Here is an 18,977-nt window from a genome sequence, read left to right as displayed (position 1 = left end):
TTATCCCACCATTCCCATTAAATATACTACTGTAAAGATAAATACCCAAACAACATCGATAAAATGCCAGTATAAACTAAATACATAGAATTTTGGAGCGTTGTAAAGGTCTAAGCCTCGTTTGGAATTTCTAAACATTAATGTTAAACACCAAAGTAAACCAAATGCAACGTGGCCTCCATGAAAACCAACTAGTGCGTAGAAGGCAGATCCGAAAGCACTGCTTGTAAATGTATGTCCTTCATGAACATAATGGGAAAACTCGTAAACCTCAAGTCCTAAGAAACCTGCACCTAATAGAGCAGTAAGACCGAGCCAGACCATCATTTTTTTGAAGGCAAAGTTCTTCATGTGGTACATTGCGTAAACACTTGTTAATGAACTCGTTAAAAGGAGCATTGTCGCTACAAATGTTAATGGTAATTCAAATAAATCCTTAGCTAGATGGTGACTTGAATCAGGAACTTTATCCTTCAATGCAAGGTAAGTGGCAAATAGGGAGGCAAAAAGAACCGTCTCTCCCCCTAAGAAAAACCAAAAACCTAAGAATTTATTTTTTGATTCAAGGGTTGATTTTTCCGGCGCAGCAGGCCATGTTTCATAAGTAAATTTTTCATCTGCGTGCATTATGCCTTAACCCCCTTATCATCCTCATCGATTAAATCCTCTTTATGAATATGGAATCCATGATCATCCTTCACTGAACGTAAGAACATGGAGCCAAAGGTTACTAATAATCCGATGATCAATACTGGTAAAGCCCAAGCCTTATCATTCACATGGTACATTGCACCAAAGGCTGCAATGAATAATCCTAGTGCCATCATAAACGGTAAAAATGATGAATTTGGCATATGAATATCACCAAGCGGCTCTGCCGGAGTCATCCCTTTTTTACCATCCATTTTTTCTAACCAGTAAGCATCTAAACCGCGAACGAGTGGAAGTTGCTTAAAATTATAAAACGGTGGTGGAGAAGGGATTGCCCATTCAAGTGTTCTTCCGTCTCCCCATGGATCATTTCCAACTTTGACATTTTTCACAGAAGTCATAATGATGTTATATAACATTACGATAACACCTAAGCCCATAAACGCAGCACCTATAGAACTAACCATGTTAGCAGTGTCAAATCCTTGACCAGGAAGGTATGTGAAAACGCGTCGCGGCATTCCCCATAAACCTAAGAAATGTTGGATAAAGAATGTTAAGTGGAACCCGATGAAGAACAACCAGAAAGTAATTTTACCTAAAACTTCATTCAACATTGTTCCAAACATTTTTGGCCAATATAGATGTGTACCTGCAAAGACTGCAAATACCACACCACCCACAATTACGTAATGGAAATGTGCAACAACGAAATAAGTATCATGATATTGATAGTCGGCTGCTGCGGAGGCAAGCATTACCCCTGTTACCCCACCAGCAAGAAATGATGGAATAAACGCCATTGCCCAATGCATCGGAGTAGTAAATTTTACACTTCCTCCCCACATTGTTAAAAGCCAGTTAAAAATTTTAATTCCGGTCGGTACACCAATCGCCATTGTAGCAACTGCGAAAATGGCATTTGCAACAGGACCTAAACCTGTTGTAAACATATGGTGAGCCCATACCATGAAGCCTAAGAAACCGATTAATACAGTTGCAAATACCATGGAAGAGTATCCAAATAAACGCTTTCTTGAGAAAATCGGAAAAATCTCTGAGAAAATCCCGAAAGCAGGAAGTATTAAAATATATACTTCTGGGTGACCGAAAATCCAGAAAAGATGTTCCCAAATAATTGTATTTCCACCCATAGTAGCATCAAAGAAATTCGCTCCAAACAAACGGTCAAACATCATTAAAACTAAACCAACTGTTAATGGAGGAAATGCAAACAAAATGAGTGCTGAAGTGACAAAAGTTGTCCAAGTAAACAACGGCATTCTCATATAGGTCATACCTGGTGCACGCATGTTAATGATAGTGACTAGGAAATTAATACCACCAATCAAGGTTCCAATACCAGATATCTGTAAACCTAAGATATAAAAGTCTACACCATGTCCTTGTGAATGAAGTGCAAGTGACGCGTAAGATGTCCATCCTGCATCAGGTGCTCCTCCTAAGAACCAAGAGAGGTTTAGGAATATTCCTCCAAAAAAGAACAACCAAAATCCTAATGCATTCACAAATGGAAACGCTACATCGCGTGCTCCAATCTGTAATGGCATTACTGCATTCATAAAAGCGAAAACCAGCGGCATCGCAGCTAAGAAAATCATTGTTGTTCCGTGCATTGTTATAATTTCATTAAATAATCCGGCACTCACAAAATCATTATTAGGCACTGCAAGTTGGATACGGATAAATACTGCTTCAAGTCCGCCCACTAAGAAGAAAAATCCACCTGCAATGAGATATAGGATGGCAATTTTTTTATGGTCAACAGTTGTTAAAAAGTCCCATAAAGTTGCGCCAAATCCCTTTTTTTGAGCATAGGTACTCACAATTTTACCTCCCTTTCAACCAATTCCCCATTTATTGCTGGGCCTTTAAGCCCATTAAATAGTCTGCTAAAGCATCTAGCTGTTTTTCAGACATTTCCGGGTATTTTCCTGTCATCATGTTACCTGGTTTGTATGTTTCTGGATTACGAATCCAATTTTTTAACTCTTCTTTATTATGATCCAAAACACCGGCTACACGAGATCGTTCACCAAAGTTTGATAAGTTTGGTGCTAGACGTGCTGTTTCAGGCATTTTGTTTGATGGTGTTACAGCATGACAGCCAATACAGCTTTTATTAAATAGTTCTTGCCCTTGTGCCGCAGAAGCTGTCTGGGCTTTTTGTGGTTTTTTAACATTCTGCATCGAAGTTACCCAAGCGTCAAATTTGTCCCGGCTAATAGCTTTTACTTTAAAATCCATTAAAGCATGGGATGGACCACAAAGTTCTGCACATTTTCCATAGAAAAGATTTCCTGCTTCGTTTGCTTTTTTATCGTCAAACTCTAACCAGAATTTATTAATATTCTCAGTATTAGTATCTAACTTTCCACCCACTGCTGGAATCCAAAATGAGTGTTTCACATCAGATGACTTCAAGTTAAAATATACCTTTTCATTTGTAGGAACAACAAGTTCCTGGCTTGTAACAATCTTTTTACCTGGATATTCAAAGTCCCACCAATATAAGTGTGACCGAACATTAATTACAAGTGCCTTTGTATTTTTCTTGTCCATTGGAGATACATCTGCAAGTTTAAATGTTGCGGCCACAGTCGGAACAGCAAGAATTAATAGTAAAAGAATCGGCACAACAGTCCAAATAATTTCTAATTTGTGACTTCCTTCTACTTGTTTTGGTATTCTGTCATCCCTTCTTTTAAAACGAACCAAAATCAAAACGAAAATAATCGCAACAATAACAATAACCCCAACCATGATTAAAGTACTTAACTTCATTAAATCATATTGCGTTTCCGCAACTTCACCGGCAGGACTTAACGTGGAAAGGAACGGTTCGCCACATCCGGAGAGTACAAGCGCTAAAATCGCAAATAACGAGATTAAACGCCACTTTGCAAGCCTTTTCATAGCTTAATCAAACCCCTCTTTCACTAATAAAATTATTTAAAACATTTGGTTGATCAAAGAAGTATGTAGTATGATTGCTTCCATTTAAGCAAGAAACAATCATATGCAAAACTAAATTAATGTAACTATAACCATTGCTACAAAAATAATAGTTAAATATTGCAAAGAGTAAACAAACATTAGTTTTGCCCACTTTATGTCATCTTTGATTCTATATCCATAAATCCCTAATGCAAGCCATCCGATATTTAGTACGATAGCAAGTATTAGAAATGGGATTCCTAATTTGGTAAGAAAAAATGGGATTGGCTGAAGTGCTGCAACCCAAAGGATGATGTGAATTTTTGTGGTTTTAAAACCTTTCACTACTGGTAACATTGGGATCCCAGCTGCTTTATATTCTTTAACCCTTCTCATCGCAAGCGCATAAAAATGCGGAGGCTGCCAAACAAACATTAGCACAAACAATGACCATGCCATAATATCGAGATTAGCATCTACTGCTGCCCATCCGATTAGTGGTGGAACTGCTCCTGATATGCTCCCAATAATAGTGTTGGACACCAATTGCCGCTTTGACCATAATGTGTACAGGAAAACATAGCTAAAAACTCCAAGCAGTCCAATTACTGTTGCAGTCATCGTAGTAAAGAATAAAGACAGTGTTCCCAGTCCAATAAGTAAAATACCTAATACGAGAACTTTTATCGGAACTACTTTCCCGGTTACAGTAGGTCTTTCTTTTGTTCTTTCCATTAAATGGTCAATGTCACGATCAACATAATTATTGATTGCACATGAGCCTGCAATGATCAGTGAAGATCCTGCTACTGTAAAAAACACGATATCTAAATTGTTTAGAAAGCTTTGTCCTGAAAAGTGAAGCGCAAGCCATAACCCCGTAAAGGTGGTAATAAGGTTGGAATTTACAATCCCAATTTTGATAAGAGCCATAAAGTCTTTCCATGCAGAGGTTTTTATATTGGCTTGCAAGCTCGCAGCGCCATTATCAATAGCAGCTTCTCCGAAGGCCTTAGAGTTCGACATTTGGTTTCTCCTCCTAAACCTAAATAACAAATATTCATCATTTAAGTAAGTGATAATTGATACTTAATTTATATATGCCCTCATTTGTAAAAAAAGGAACGATGATAGAAAAGTTATATTAATTTTTTTCGATTAATAAACAATCAACTTAAAAAGATAGTGATTATTAAAACACTTTCTCTGTATATTAAATCACACTTTTAGATATTTTTGTGAACTTTTTTTGAATAATTTTAGACTAAATTGTGACAAAGTTCATTTTATCGTTACTATCTTAGATTTTTATGGATGTATAGTTCCATTTATACAAATTATCCCCTAAATTTTAAAAAAATCCTTGTATTCACATGATTTAAAGTTAATTCCTCTTACACCTAAAAAGGTATAATTCTAATTAAACTAACACTAATATATTTCTAACAGACCATTTGCTAAGTTTCTGCGGTTTTCACTATAATAATAGTGAAAACTATTTATTATTCCGCATCTGTTTTTATTGATTTTAGTTATCTTAAAATCTATACTTAATTTCTGTTCTTTTTCAACTTTATTCGTTATGATTAATAGGGAATTTAATAATCAAATTACTTTCCAATCTATTATACTGTCAGGTTTATCCAATGACAAATTATTGAACTTTTTTAAGAGGTGAATTTTTTGCGACGATCTTTGAAATGGTTAGCTGTTGCTACTACCATCGGAATGATATTTATCTTAATTGGCGGAGCACTAGTCACAAAGACTGATTCTGGAATGGGATGCGGGAGATCTTGGCCGCTTTGTAACGGTAAATTTCTTCCGTTGGAAATTACTCCAGAATTAGTTATTGAGCTAGCCCACAGACTTGTTTCTGGTGTAGTAGGAATGATGGTTCTCGTTCTTTCTGTTTGGTCATGGAAGGCGGTAGGACATATTAGAGAAACGAAATTCCTTTCCTTCCTGTCCTTTTTCTTTTTACTTTTACAAGCATTAATCGGGGCTGCTGCAGTAAAATGGGGACAATCTGGTTTTGTACTAGCATTACATTTTGGTATTTCACTTGTATCTTTTTCTGCTGTGTTATTATTAACACTTCTAATATTTGAAATTGATAAGAGATTTGATGCAGAAAAACTATATATCGATAAGAGAATGGGGTTTCATATTGTCGGTGTTTCCATTTATAGTTATCTTGTCATCTACACTGGCGCACTCGTACGTCACACTAAGTCAAGTCTGGTTTGTCGAGACTGGCCGCTATGTTTAAATGACGCTCCTTCCTTGCCTTCCAATATGTACGAATGGGTGCAAATGGGACACAGAGCCGCTGCTGGATTAATCTTTATCTGGATTACTTACATTCTTTATTTAACTGTTCGCCATTACAAAAACCAAAAAGTTCTTTATTGGGGCTGGATTATTTCATTCATCCTTGTTTTATTACAAGTGATTGCAGGAGCTTTGATTATTTTTAGCAGCTTAAATCTGTATATCGCCCTGCTGCACGCCTTCTTTATAACTTGTTTGTTTGGTGTCCTAAGTTATTTCCTTTTGTTATATTCTAGATCTAAAAAAAATAATCTATAAAAAAGCTGCCAGGGATACCCACTCCCTGGCAGCTTTTTTTATTACGCTTTTGTTAATTCAATTAAAAGGTCACCGGTTAATATTGCCTCACCACTTGTGACATAGATATCCTTTACAACGCCTGAAAAAGGTGCTTGAACCGTAGTTTCCATTTTCATCGCTTCGGTAATTATTAAATGATCGCCACGTTCAACCTTTTCCCCTTTTTCAACGACAACTTTGACCACAGTTCCCGGCATCGAGGCTGCAAGGTGATTTTCGTCTTTTGGGTCTGCTTTCAGCCTAGATACCACCGTAGATTTTATATTCTCATCTTTAATGAGGACTTCACGCGGTTGACCATTTAACTCAAAATAAACGACCCTCGTGCCATCAGCTTGAGGATGACCCATAGAGACAAGTTTTACAATTAACGTTTTTCCCGTTTCTATTTCTACCTCTACTTCTTCACCCAATCGCATTCCATAAAGGAAAGTAGGAGTGTCTAGTACTGAAATATTTCCATACTGTTCATCCGTTTTAATGTAATCCATAAATACCTTTGGATATAAAGCATACGAAATGATCTCAAAAGCCGTTACCTGTCTGCCAAGTTCTTTATACAATTTTTCCTTCAATTTTTCAAAATCAACCGGTTCAAGCAATTCACCTGGACGAACTTCGAGTGGTTTTTTACCTTTTAATATTATTTTTTGAAGTTCCGCTGGAAAACCTCCATATGGCCTGCCAAGAAATCCTTCAAATAATTCAACGACAGAATCAGGGAAATCTAACATATGCCCCTTTAAAAGCACATCTTCCTCACTTAAATCATTTTGAACCATAAATAGAGCCATATCACCTACGACCTTTGATGAAGGCGTCACTTTTACAATATCACCGAACAGATTATTTACTCGTGAATACATTTCTTTAACTTCATCCCAACGCTCACCAAGGCTTACTGCTCTTGCCTGTTGTTGGAGATTGCTATATTGCCCACCCGGCATTTCATGTTGATATACTTCAGTGTGGGGGGAAATCATTCCGCTTTCAAAATCCTGATAATACTTACGGACATCCTCCCAATAATACGACAATTTTTCTAATGCTTGGATATTTACTTTTGGTTTCCGAGGATTCCCTTCAAGTGCATAAAATAACGAATTAGCACTAGGCTGAGAAGTTAAGGCTGCCATTGTACCCAATGCTGTATCAACAATATCCACTCCACCATCAATTGCACGAGCATAGGTATATAGGCCATTTCCACTTGTGTCATGAGTATGAAGATGTATAGGAATATTGACGGTTTCCTTTAACTCAGAAACCAATCTGTACGCTGCTTCAGGCTTCAATAAACCTGCCATATCCTTAATTCCTAGGATGTGGGCACCTTGTTGTTCCAGCTCTTTGGCTAAGCTTTTATAATAGTGAAGATTGTATTTCATCCTTGTCTCATCTAAAATGTCCCCTGTATAACATATCGATGCTTCGGCAATTTTACCGCTTTGACGCACCGCATCAATTGCAACTTCCATACCTTTTACCCAGTTTAAGCTATCGAAAATTCGAAAAACATCAATTCCAGCTGAAGCAGATTGGTCAACAAATTCACGAATCAAATTATCAGGATAATTTTTATATCCTACAGCATTGGCCCCACGTATTAACATTTGGAACAGTACATTTGGAATTTTCCTGCGTAGAGTTACCAATCTGTCCCAAGGATCTTCTTTTAAGAACCTGTAGGCAACATCAAAAGTTGCTCCGCCCCACATTTCAAAAGAGAATAAATCAGGTAAAAGTTTTGCAGAGGGCTCAGCTATATGAAGAATATCAGTCGTCCGCATACGGGTTGCTAATAGTGACTGATGAGCATCTCGAAATGTTGTATCCGTTAATAAGACCTGCTTTTGATTCTTGACCCATTCCACAAGTCCATTGGCACCATACTTGTCAAGAATTTGCTTCGTCCCCTCTTGATACGTTAAATCGTAGGGTAAATTAGGAATTCTTGGCTTCGGAAATACGGGTCTTTTCTTCTTTTCAATACCTGGAAACCCATTAACAGTGACCGTGCCGATGTATGACAGCATTTTAGTTCCGCGGTCCTTTCGGAATGGGAAAATGAACAGTTCCGGTGTTGTATCAATGAATGAAGTATCGTATTCGCCATTCCTAAACTTCTCATGCTTAACAACATTCTCTAAGAACGGGATATTTGTTTTAATCCCTCTAATCCTGAATTCCTGTAAATTTCGAACCATTTTTGATGCAGCTTGTTCAAAGGTTAAAGCCCATGTAGAAAGCTTTACTAATAAAGAGTCATAATACGGTGTAATAACAGCTCCTTGAAAGCCATTTCCAGCATCAAGACGCACCCCAAAGCCGCCCCCTGAGCGATAGGCCATAATTTTACCGGTATCAGGCATAAAATTATTAAGCGGGTCTTCTGTTGTTACCCTTGACTGTATAGCAAATCCATTCATTTGAATTTTTTCTTGCTGTGGTATACCGATAATTGGACCATGTAATTCGTGCCCTTCTGATACCAAAATTTGCGTCTGCACGATGTCGACTCCTGTTATCATCTCTGTTACAGTATGTTCCACTTGTACACGTGGATTTACTTCTATAAAATAAAAGTCATTTCCTGAAACCAGAAACTCTACCGTACCTGCATTTAGGTAATCAACATTTTTCATCAATTTTACGGCCGATGCACAAATCCTTTCTCGCAACTCATCAGAAATAGACACACTTGGAGCAACCTCCACTACTTTTTGATGGCGTCTTTGAACAGAACAATCGCGGTCAAAAAGATGAACAATATTCCCATGCCGATCACCAATGATTTGCACTTCGATATGCTTTGGACTTTCAATTAATTTTTCAAGATAAACTTCATCATTCCCAAAAGCGGCTTTCGCTTCCGACTTTGCTCGTTCAAATGATTCTCGGATTTCCTCTATGCGTTTAACAATTCTCATTCCGCGCCCGCCTCCGCCAAGAGCGGCCTTTATGATTATTGGTAACTTGTGTACTTTCACAAAGTCTTCAACATCACTTACCTCTGTTACGGGACCAGGACTACCAGGAATCACTGGTATTCCAGCAAGCTCTGCTTGATGCCTTGCTTTTACCTTATCTCCAAACATATCAAGTTGTGTAATGGACGGACCGATAAAAATAATCCCTTCTTCTTCACAGCGCTTAGCAAAATGAATATTTTCTGACATAAACCCATAACCTGGATGTATGGCATTTGCACCGCTTTTTTTGGCTATAGCAATGATGCCATCAATGTCTAAATAGGCATCAATTGGTTTTTTCCCTTCCCCAACCAAATAAGCCTCATCCGCCTTATAACGATGATAGGCCCCAGAATCCTCTTTCGAATAAATTGCAACCGTTCGAATATTCAGTTCAGTACACGCGCGAAAAACCCTTATCGCTATTTCTCCCCTATTGGCAACCAACACTTTATTTATCTGTCTTGTCATTTAAAGCACCTCATATTCTATGTATTTTTAAAAACGCGAAGAAGCAAATATTGTCCTTCGCGTTTTGATTAAATATAGAAAACCTTGCCATCTTGTGATTGATTCCTATTAGTGACTTGATCTTGTTTATTTTTATATTTTTTTTCATATTTCGTGAACATAGAAACATTTACAAGTATTCCTGTCGCTCCCGCAAGCATCAAGAGTGATGATCCTCCGTAACTAATATATGGCAGCGGTACACCAGTCAGTGGAATTAGCCCAGAAACTCCTGCTAAATTGATAAAGGTCTGAATCCCAATCATACTCGAAATACCAATAGCAAGCAGACTACCAAAAGGGTCCTTACATTGTAAGCCAATATAAATTCCCCTTAATACAATATAAAAAAGGAGAACGATAACGAATCCTACACCCCAAATCCCTAATTCTTCCGCAATTACAGCCATTATGAAATCCGTATGTGATTCCGGCAGATAACCAAGCTTTTGAATACTTTTCCCGAGACCCAACCCATTTACTCCACCAGAACCAATGGCGATATAGGAGTTTGCCAAGTGAAAACCTTCATTATTTACATATTTATCATTAAATGGATTATCTAATACAGCAAAACGACTTAGTTGTTCGTCTGAAAAAAACTTCCCCCAGGAAACTAAAATAAGCGGCAGAAGGACGATAAGCGCCAAAATAAGTAATTTACCGATACTTTTAAAATTCATCCCAGAGCATAAAACAATCATACAAGCTATGGCTATGATAATAGATGCTGTACCGAAGTCAGGTTGAAAAATGATAAGTGCACATATGATAAAAAGATATACTAAAGGCGGGAGAACACCTTTGTTGAATTGATTGATATAGGCTTGCTTTTTCGCATAAACGGCTGCTAAATAAATGATGGCTGCAAGCTTGACAAACTCCGATGGTTGGAATAAGAAAGTGCCAATTGAGTACCAGCTTTGCGCATTATTTTTTTCTACCCCAAATACAAATAATCCTAATAGAGATAAAATAGATGATAGCACTATCAATACCAGAACTTTTTTGAACATCATGATCTTATATGGAATAATTGCTGCGATAAGGAAGATCAGAGTAAAAATCATCAGCCATACTTTTTGTTTTTGGTAAAAATAATCAGGTGGATAACCATACCTTTGAACTGCGGAAGCCATGCTTGAGCTATAGATCATAACAAGTCCAAATGTACACAAAAGGATGGTGGCAATAATTAATGAATAATCATATGATTTCAATATTTTTTTCAGCATTTAAAAAGTCCTCATTTTCAATATTGATTTATATCACTCTATTATAATAGAAAATAAACAATTTTACTTGAGGAAAAGTTAATTTGTTACAACAATTTAATAAAGAATATTCTGAAATAAGGAAAGTGATGGAGCCCGTTTTTGTTTTCTTGAAATAATAAAAAACCCAAACAATAAACATGGATTGTTTGAGTTCCTTGCTACTATTTCCTTAACGATGAATCGTGAAGCGCTGATAATTCTCTTTCTAATGTATCGAGAATTGCCTTACCGTCTTTACTATCTATTAAGCCTAACCGAACAGCAAAATCTATTTCTCTTGATAAACCAAACATTTGTGTATCCAATACCTCTTCATAAAGAGGGCATTGAGGCATCGTGAGATTGTCCATTTGCACTTTGATTAGCTTTAATATTTTTTCAGCGTCAGCCTGAAGTAAGGCATATGCTTTTTCCTGGTGATTCACGATCATTTCAGACGCCAACATTGATCCCCCCATTTCAGAGCGATAATTCAACTTATCTATAAATTTTACCGTTTACAAAGGAAAATTGCAAGAACTATGAAGTGGATTGCACAAAGGAGTTTATTTAAAACGGCAGCTATTCAGACAGGTTCTATCTTCTTACGGAACCTCCTTTTACTATTATGACATTTTGCCCAAAAAAAGTTATACTAATTATGCAAGGGTTTAGGGGGAATGAAAAATGGAAAATATCATTATCATATCTGGAAAAGTGAAATATTCGATCACACTTGATCCAGGTGTGTGGATTTTCGACGACCGACGAGTTGATTTAACGACCTTTTTTTCAACAAAATTAGAGAGTACCAATTCATTAGATGAATATACTAAAGCTGTTTCTAAGCATTGGGACCGTGAAATTATGGAGGGTGCAATTTATCCTCCTACATTGAAATCTGAAAAGAAATTCGAGAAGGAAAAGGTGTTAACTGGTACCTTTGGTATTCCATTGAAGCCTTTTTTATTAAATTCGGAGCCTTCTCGTGATGCTCACACTTTTGTAATTCAGAGCACAGAGGGTGAATATGAGTACCCTCTTGAAACAGCCTATGATTTTATATTGGGTTTCTCCGATAAAGGTAAACCACTTACGTTAGATGGTCCCGTTCATGTCTATTTAGGTGATGGTTCAAATCAACAAAGTCCCATTAAAAATATTAAGAGTTTTATCATAAAATAAAACGGGTGCCTTGGGCACCCGTTTTACTTTTAAGGATTATTTACAGCAAATCAGCTGCCAATAGTGCCAATCCTGACCTTTCCCCTTTCATTAATTTAACATGTCCGGAAATGACTTGATCCTTGAACTTTTCTACTACATACGTTAAACCGTTGTTATAGGCATCAAGATATGGATGATCTATCTGTTCTGGGTCACCCATTAAAACAATTTTACTGCCTTCTCCGACACGGGTAAGGATGGTCTTTACTTCATGCTTCGTTAAGTTTTGTGCTTCATCAATAATGATAAACTGCTTTGGCAAACTTCTGCCTCGAATATACGTTAATGCCTCTACCTCAATCGAACCCATTCCTGCTAAAATCGCATCAAGTTCACCAGGCTTTTTAGTATTGAAAAGATATTCTAGATTATCAAAGATTGGCTGCATCCATGGTCTTAATTTCTCTTGTTTTTCTCCCGGTAAAAACCCTAAATCTTTTCCCACAGGTACAATTGGTCTAGCCACTAATAGTTTTTTATATTCCCTGAAATCTTCCGTTTGCATTAATCCTGAGGCTAATGCAAGAAGCGTTTTCCCTGTGCCTGCCTTCCCCGTTAATGTAACTAGATGAATATCCTTACGAAGTAATAATTCAATAGCCATTGTTTGTTGTACATTTCTTGAATGAATCCCCCAAACATGCTCTTGGTTTAATGCTAATTTTTTTACCTTCTTACTCGTTTTATCTACCATTCCTATCGCTGAAGCAGAACTACCAAGAGCATCTTTCATTACTAGAAATTGGTTTGGATAAAATGGGTGATTGGCGATCTCAGAAAGATTTAACTCCCCTTTTTCATAAAAACGACCTAGTAATTCTATTGGAAGAAATACTTCAAAAAAACCTGTGTAAATATGATCGATTTCTACAACACGGTCATTTAAAAAATCTTCAGCATCTAAACCTATGGCATCTGCTTTTACCCTAACTAGGGCATCCTTACTAACGAGAATGACTGGCTTTCCATTTTCCTTTGTTTGTTCTTCTAAAAATAAATTTTTTGCCACAGCAAGAATACGATTATCATTTGTTTTTTCAACAAATATATCCTGAAGCTCATGAAAGGTACGATGATTCAATTCAATTCTGATGGTTCCACCGTTTTCAAGCGGGATTTTCTCGTGGAGTTTTCCTGAGGCCCTCAGTCCATCAATTAATCTCGAAACATGTCTTGCATTTCTCCCAACTTCATCCATATATCTTTTCTTTGAGTCCACTTCTTCAAGAACCACTGCAGGAATAACAACTTCATTATCTTCAAAGGAGAAGAGGGAATACGGGTCTTGTAACAAAACATTTGTATCTAACACGTATATCTTACTCAAAGCAACGCCTCCTGCTTTCCTTGTTGTTAGGTTTGTTAAATTGCGGAACAACCCTTTTGCTAGATTGGACTTTGGTAAAATATATGTTTATTGGAATAAAGATAGAAGGAGTTCCGCACAATAAATGTTAGTGAGACCATTCAATAATTCGTATGAAGAGGTTTAATTTCAATTATTTATAAGTAATGCGGAGGTGGATAATAAATGAAGAAAACCTTAATTATTACTGCGTTATGTCTGATCCTAACCGGCTGCAGTACAAAAAGGGAACTAACAAACAATGAGAACGCATCATATGTTAAGGTAAAAAACAGCTACATTGAAAGTGTTGACCGAAAAACGGGGCAGGAAATCTCCAAACGATTAGTTAAGCTGGCGACAAGTATCCCAAATGTTAACGATGCAACTGCAGTGGTATTAGGAAGATATGCGATTGTCGGAATTGATGTAAATGCGAAAATTGATCGTTCCCAAGTGGGATCAATAAAATATTCTGTAGCAGAAAGCTTAAAAAAGGATCCTTACGGGGCAAAAGCAGTGGTGGTTGCTGATGCTGATACTACACAACGTTTAAAAGAAATACAAGTAGATATAAATAAAGACAGGCCTATTCAGGGCATTATGGAGGAACTAGCAGATGTAGCAGGTCGATTAATGCCTGAGATACCTGGAGATTTAATTACTCCAAGCCCTAAAAATGCCACCGAAAAATCTGATAAAAAGCTTCCTGAAAAGGATAAAAAGAAACTAGAAAAGGAACAAGAAGACCAATCTAATCACTATAAATAAAAATGAGAAAAGCTTAGGGATTCCTAAGCTTTTCTCATTGCTTCCATAACTTGATTGTCTAACTTTTGGGCAGCGTTTTTATCATATGTTTTATCATATTGAACTTCAGAGACTATTTTAGATCCATAAAACATAACATCCCTTACTGCAGTTATCGCTACTTGTATCAAAGCCAGCTTTAATGGTACATCTTTAAGTCTCTCTTCTATTATCTGGGCTGTCCCATGAATTGCGTATGTAGATTCATTAGCAATTATATTAATAACGACTTGATTGTTATTAATTAAATTTTCAAGAATTCTGGAACGATTATCTACTGCAAAATAAATGGTACTTTCATCTTTTGCTAATACCCAAGAAATAGAACTAATATTTGGGCCCCCTGTTTCATGATCTACGGTTGCCACTGTCACGAACCGTTCCTTTTGCAGTTCATCATATAAAGGCTTGATTAGCCTTGGTTCCACTTGGTTTGCCATTAAAACATCCCCTTTACTTATTCCTTCACCCTGTTAAAAACAGATATTCTCATATTACTACTATCCCATGCTTTCATCAAATTAAACCAATTGATTACATTCAAACTTTCTGCCATGATATACTAGAGGAAACAGTCGGTTATTAGAAATAGTTAAAGAGGTGTCTTAATGAGAGTTAAATGCGTAATTTGCGATAAAATTGAAGCGATTGAAGATGAATCGTTTGAGGCCAAGCGTCTACGGAATCGTCCCATCCATACATATATGTGTAAAGAATGTAAGACAAGAATAACTGAAAAAACAAATGCCAGATTTGAAACAGGCAATTTTCGATTATATCGTGCGAAATCTGAAGAAGATGATTGGTAAAACGAATAGCGGAAGCGTCCCTAGGCGCTGGTGCTGGACAAGCAAAAACCATCATGCTCATTCCAAAGTGGAATGAACATGATGGTTTTTTTAATCTTCAATTGGGTAATTCTCGTACTTTTCTGGCTCTTGATTGATTTGGTTTAGCATAACCTCAATTAATTCCTGAGGATAACGCGTTTTTTTTGTTTCTTCTCCTTGCTGATAGGAAACATAATACATGACATCATCTTTTGTTACCTCAATGTTTGAGAGCTGAAGATCAGCTATCATTTCTTCAAAAAGGTTTAGTGTATCTCGTGCTGCTGTGTCATCAGGCCTTGCGTCGCATACAACCTTAATAGTAAGCCAATTATATAGTGTATCCTGTACGGATTTCATTTAATTAAACCCCCGTTATTTCGCTTCAGCCTGATGCTTTTTCGTTTGATGTAAGCGTATTTTATAGATGATCAATAACACCGCCGCACCTGCAAGTCCTTCTGCAATTGGTAAGGCATAAGAAAAAATAAGCATTACAAAGCATCCAATTAAGAGGCAAATATAGATCACGATGTTTTTCAAAAGAGGCAGTTTTTTTGCAAAGCCTAACTTATATACAATTGCCGCTAAAATTACAATATATAAATACTGTAACCACACAGCAGTTTTTACATCTGTTAGTTCAATGAAAAATCTAAGACTAGGAGAGAATCCTTCCATCTTCTTGCACTCCTTTTACTTAACTCTGTTCAGCATATTTTTTCTTTTTAGCTGCTCTTTCACGTTCGTTTTTATCAAGAATTTTTTTACGAAGACGAATCGATTCTGGAGTAACCTCACAATATTCGTCATCATTTAAATATTCTAATGACTCTTCTAATGTCATGATACGTGGTTTTTTAATAACAGATGTTTGGTCTTTGTTAGCTGAACGAACATTTGTCGCCTGTTTCATTTTTGTAATATTAACGGTGATGTCATTTTCACGAGTGTTTTCGCCAACGATCATCCCCTCGTAAATTTCCGTACCTGGTTCAACGAAAATGGTTCCGCGGTCTTCTATTTGCATGATACCGTATGTTGATGCTTTCCCGGATTCCATTGACACAAGTACACCTTGGTGTCTTCCGCCTACTTGACCTGGCAACATTGGCTGATAGCTATCAAAGGTATGATTAATAATTCCATAACCTCGAGTCATTGTTAAAAACTCGGTTGTGTAACCAATTAACCCACGTGCTGGTACATTAAAGATTAAGCGAACTTGACCAGAACCATTGTTTATCATATCAATCATTTCACCTTTACGGGCACCGATTGATTCCATCACTGAACCAGTATGTTCTTCAGGCACATCAATTTGAACTCTTTCAACTGGTTCGCTGCGAACACCGTCAACAACCCTAACAATTACTTCAGGTTTTGAAACTTGAAGCTCATAGCCTTCACGGCGCATGTTTTCAATCAGAATTGATAAATGGAGTTCCCCACGGCCAGAAACGATCCATGCATCTGGTGAATCTGTATTTTCAACACGTAAGCTGACATCTGTTTGCAATTGGGCAAGAAGTCTTTCTTCTATTTTTCTTGAAGTTAGATACTTACCTTCTCTACCAGCAAATGGGCTATTGTTTACAACAAAAGTCATTTGTAGTGTCGGTTCGTCAATTCGTAAAATTGGTAGTGCTTCCTGATGTTCAACAGGACAAACTGTTTCACCAACATTAATGTCCTCCATGCCAGAGACAGCGATTAAGTCCCCAGCTACTGCTTCTTGTATTTCTTGGCGTTTTAATCCAAAGAAACCAAAAATTTTAGTTACACGGAATTGTTTAACCGTACCGTCTATTTTCATTAGTGCTACTTGTTGGCCAACTTGCATTGTCCCACGGAATACACGTCCAATTCCGATTCTGCCAACATAATCATTATAATCGAGAAGGGCAACCTGGAATTGCAACGGTTCTTCACGATTATCAACAGGGGCAGGGATATATTCAACAATTGCATCATACAAGGATTGCATGTTTTCGTCTTGCTTTTCCGGATCAGTACTTGCAGTACCATTAATCGCTGACGCGTAAATAACTGGGAACTCTAGCTGATCTTCATTTGCGCCAAGTTCGATAAACAAATCGATCACTTCATCGATTACCTCTGCAGGTCGAGCGAAGTCACGGTCAATTTTATTAACAACAACAATTGGAGTTAAATTCTGCTCTAACGCCTTTTTAAGAACAAAACGAGTTTGTGGCATACAGCCTTCATAGGCATCAACTACTAACAATACACCATCAACCATTTTCATAATCCGTTCAACTTCTCCGCCAAAATCAGCGTGTCCCGGTGTATCCAATATATTGATTCGTTTATCTTTGTATTGAATAGCTGTGTTTTTCGCCAAAATGGTGATTCCGCGTTCTCTTTCTAAATCATTGGAATCCATTGCACGTTCTTCTACATGTTCATTAGTACGAAATGTACCTGACTGTTTTAACAATTGGTCAACCAATGTTGTTTTACCGTGGTCAACGTGGGCAATAATTGCAATATTACGTATATCATCTCTTAATTTCAAACAATTCCACTCCTACCTATATTTTAAAAATAAAACTATTTATAGTTTCTCATTTATAACTAAAACATTATACCACAAATAAAGTGGAAACTCCTAACCATTTTATTGTAGAATAAAAATATACTTAAAACAGTGGGCCTTTAACTAGCTGTATTTCAATGAAAAAGGGGTATAAAATAATGAAAAACGTGAAGTGGCCTTTACTTGTGTATGCCATCCTTGCAGCCGCAAGTATAATGGGGATTGGAATCGCAATAAGCGAAAAAAGCGTAGTAGGAGCAATTGGTTGTTTCGTTGCAATTATTGTAATAATGGGAATGGGCTTTAAAACAAAAAGAAAAATGCGCGAGAACGGTGAGTTATAAAAAGAAGCCTCGATTGGCTTCTTTTTTACCATTTTCCCTCTTTTAAGTAATCCTTTAAGATTGATTGGTGTAGGCCAGGTTTAGCTGTTAGTAATGAATCCTGCGAAAGGAAATTCAGCTTATCTCCCTTTAAATTTGTCACTATACCACCTAGTTCTTCAATTATTACTGCACCAGCAGCAATATCCCATGGTGATAAACGCATGGAAATATAGGCATCCACTCTTCCTGTTGCCACAAAAACCATTTCGAGCGCAGCAGAACCATAAGACCTTGTTCCTCTCGCTGCTTTAACAAGTGGAATCATTAAATTGTGATCGATCCGATGATTTTCCATCACCCATGTGGCATTGAGTGCGATGATGGATTCCTTAACGGTTGTTTCCTTTAGTACATCTAGAGGCTTTTCATTTAAATAGGCCCCATTTCCTCTTTTAGCATGATACAATTCGTCATAAACCACATCATATATGAGTCCTATCTTTCCAACACCATTTTCATACACGCCAACGGAAATAGCAAAATTTCTTTGTTGATGGACGAAATTCATCGTCCCATCGATTGGATCAATCATCCAAACAATTCCCTCAAGACTATCAAGTGAATCACCAAATCCCTCTTCGCCCATTATTTTATGATCTGGATACACTTCTCTAATTTTACTAATAAAAAATTGTTCAATTTCTTTATCGATATTTGTCACAAGATCATTAGCGTTCGTTTTTGTTTCAATACTTAATGTTTCATTAAAAGATAACCTGATTTTAACCCCTGCCTCATTTACCCATTCCTTTGCATGAGCATATATTTGATCCCAATTCATAATTCTCCTCCAAATATCTTATTTCCTCATTTGATTTCATGTATGTAGTATGATGCT

General features: G+C 37.0%; 18 protein-coding genes. 5 read left to right on the top strand and 13 right to left on the bottom strand.

The window, feature by feature from the left end:
- The 4 genes from CCK98_RS09010 to cyoE all read right to left on the bottom strand — a co-directional run bounded on the left by CCK98_RS09010 (position 1) and on the right by cyoE (position 4,635).
- On the bottom strand, positions 1-627 hold the full coding sequence (locus CCK98_RS09010) for a cytochrome (ubi)quinol oxidase subunit III (RefSeq protein WP_088086268.1): 627 nt from the start codon (positions 625-627) through the stop codon (positions 1-3).
- A complete protein-coding gene (gene ctaD, locus CCK98_RS09005) occupies positions 627-2,498 on the bottom strand; it encodes a cytochrome c oxidase subunit I (RefSeq protein WP_088086267.1) in 1,872 nt (623 codons plus the stop codon). The genes CCK98_RS09010 and ctaD overlap by 1 nt, the downstream gene beginning before the upstream one ends.
- A 31-nt stretch (positions 2,499-2,529) precedes the next feature.
- Positions 2,530-3,588 (bottom strand): cytochrome c oxidase subunit II, encoded by a 1,059-nt coding sequence (gene coxB / locus CCK98_RS09000; RefSeq protein WP_088086266.1) that lies wholly within the window; start codon positions 3,586-3,588, stop codon positions 2,530-2,532.
- Positions 3,589-3,699: 111 nt separating this feature from the next.
- Complete coding sequence (cyoE, locus tag CCK98_RS08995; RefSeq protein ID WP_088086265.1) at positions 3,700-4,635, bottom strand: heme o synthase; 936 nt, start codon at positions 4,633-4,635, stop codon at positions 3,700-3,702.
- Positions 4,636-5,292: 657 nt separating this feature from the next.
- Here cyoE and CCK98_RS08990 point away from each other — a divergent pair.
- On the top strand, positions 5,293-6,201 hold the full coding sequence (locus CCK98_RS08990) for a heme A synthase (RefSeq protein WP_088086264.1): 909 nt from the start codon (positions 5,293-5,295) through the stop codon (positions 6,199-6,201).
- 41 nt (positions 6,202-6,242) lie between these two features.
- Here CCK98_RS08990 and pyc read toward each other — a convergent pair whose 3' ends face one another.
- From pyc to CCK98_RS08975, 3 genes are all read right to left on the bottom strand, one after another.
- Positions 6,243-9,686, bottom strand: coding sequence for a pyruvate carboxylase (gene pyc / locus CCK98_RS08985; protein WP_088086263.1), 3,444 nt, complete (start codon positions 9,684-9,686; stop codon positions 6,243-6,245).
- A gap of 68 nt (positions 9,687-9,754) precedes the next feature.
- Entirely contained in the window at positions 9,755-10,960 is a 1,206-nt protein-coding gene (locus CCK98_RS08980; protein WP_088086262.1) for an FtsW/RodA/SpoVE family cell cycle protein, read from the bottom strand.
- Positions 10,961-11,163: 203 nt separating this feature from the next.
- Positions 11,164-11,445, bottom strand: a complete 282-nt coding sequence (locus tag CCK98_RS08975) for a YlaN family protein (RefSeq protein ID WP_088090352.1) — start codon at positions 11,443-11,445, stop codon at positions 11,164-11,166.
- Positions 11,446-11,668: 223 nt separating this feature from the next.
- Here CCK98_RS08975 and CCK98_RS08970 point away from each other — a divergent pair, with 223 nt between their 5' ends.
- Complete coding sequence (locus CCK98_RS08970) at positions 11,669-12,166, top strand: hypothetical protein (protein WP_088086261.1); 498 nt, start codon at positions 11,669-11,671, stop codon at positions 12,164-12,166.
- 40 nt (positions 12,167-12,206) lie between these two features.
- Here the strand turns inward: CCK98_RS08970 and CCK98_RS08965 are convergent, their stop codons facing one another.
- A complete protein-coding gene (locus CCK98_RS08965; protein ID WP_088086260.1) occupies positions 12,207-13,535 on the bottom strand; it encodes a PhoH family protein in 1,329 nt (442 codons plus the stop codon).
- Between the two features lie 204 nt (positions 13,536-13,739).
- Between CCK98_RS08965 and CCK98_RS08960 the strand changes: the two genes are divergently transcribed.
- Complete coding sequence (locus CCK98_RS08960; RefSeq protein ID WP_088086259.1) at positions 13,740-14,324, top strand: YhcN/YlaJ family sporulation lipoprotein; 585 nt, start codon at positions 13,740-13,742, stop codon at positions 14,322-14,324.
- 23 nt (positions 14,325-14,347) lie between these two features.
- Here CCK98_RS08960 and CCK98_RS08955 read toward each other — a convergent pair whose 3' ends face one another.
- Complete coding sequence (locus CCK98_RS08955; protein ID WP_088086258.1) at positions 14,348-14,803, bottom strand: pyridoxamine 5'-phosphate oxidase family protein; 456 nt, start codon at positions 14,801-14,803, stop codon at positions 14,348-14,350.
- 168 nt (positions 14,804-14,971) lie between these two features.
- On the opposite strand from CCK98_RS08955, the gene CCK98_RS08950 reads away from it, so the two are divergent.
- Positions 14,972-15,172 carry a YlaI family protein gene (locus CCK98_RS08950; RefSeq protein WP_088086257.1) on the top strand — a complete coding sequence of 67 codons (201 nt, stop codon included), beginning with the start codon at positions 14,972-14,974 and terminating at the stop codon, positions 15,170-15,172.
- Between the two features lie 90 nt (positions 15,173-15,262).
- On the opposite strand, the gene CCK98_RS08945 is transcribed toward CCK98_RS08950, so the two are convergent.
- Genes CCK98_RS08945 through typA form a run of 3 tightly spaced genes read right to left on the bottom strand, consistent with a single transcriptional unit; the run spans position 15,263 to position 17,732 of the window.
- Positions 15,263-15,553, bottom strand: a complete 291-nt coding sequence (locus CCK98_RS08945; RefSeq protein WP_088086256.1) for a hypothetical protein — start codon at positions 15,551-15,553, stop codon at positions 15,263-15,265.
- A 15-nt stretch (positions 15,554-15,568) separates the two neighbouring features.
- Positions 15,569-15,874, bottom strand: coding sequence for a YlaH-like family protein (locus tag CCK98_RS08940; RefSeq protein WP_088086255.1), 306 nt, complete (start codon positions 15,872-15,874; stop codon positions 15,569-15,571).
- 19 nt (positions 15,875-15,893) lie between these two features.
- Positions 15,894-17,732: a translational GTPase TypA gene (typA, locus tag CCK98_RS08935; protein WP_088086254.1), complete on the bottom strand. Its 1,839-nt coding sequence runs from the start codon at positions 17,730-17,732 to the stop codon at positions 15,894-15,896.
- Between the two features lie 179 nt (positions 17,733-17,911).
- On the opposite strand from typA, the gene CCK98_RS08930 reads away from it, so the two are divergent.
- A complete protein-coding gene (locus CCK98_RS08930; protein WP_088086253.1) occupies positions 17,912-18,097 on the top strand; it encodes a YlaF family protein in 186 nt (61 codons plus the stop codon).
- Between the two features lie 25 nt (positions 18,098-18,122).
- Here CCK98_RS08930 and CCK98_RS08925 read toward each other — a convergent pair whose 3' ends face one another.
- Entirely contained in the window at positions 18,123-18,923 is an 801-nt protein-coding gene (locus CCK98_RS08925) for an inositol monophosphatase family protein (RefSeq protein ID WP_088086252.1), read from the bottom strand.
- Between the last annotated feature and the right edge of the window lie 54 nt (positions 18,924-18,977).

Origin of the sequence: Bacillus sp. OV166 (genome assembly GCF_900177675.1) — a bacterium.
In the GTDB taxonomy this organism is placed as follows: domain Bacteria; phylum Bacillota; class Bacilli; order Bacillales; family Cytobacillaceae; genus Neobacillus.
This window is presented reverse-complemented; position numbering and strand designations above follow the sequence as displayed.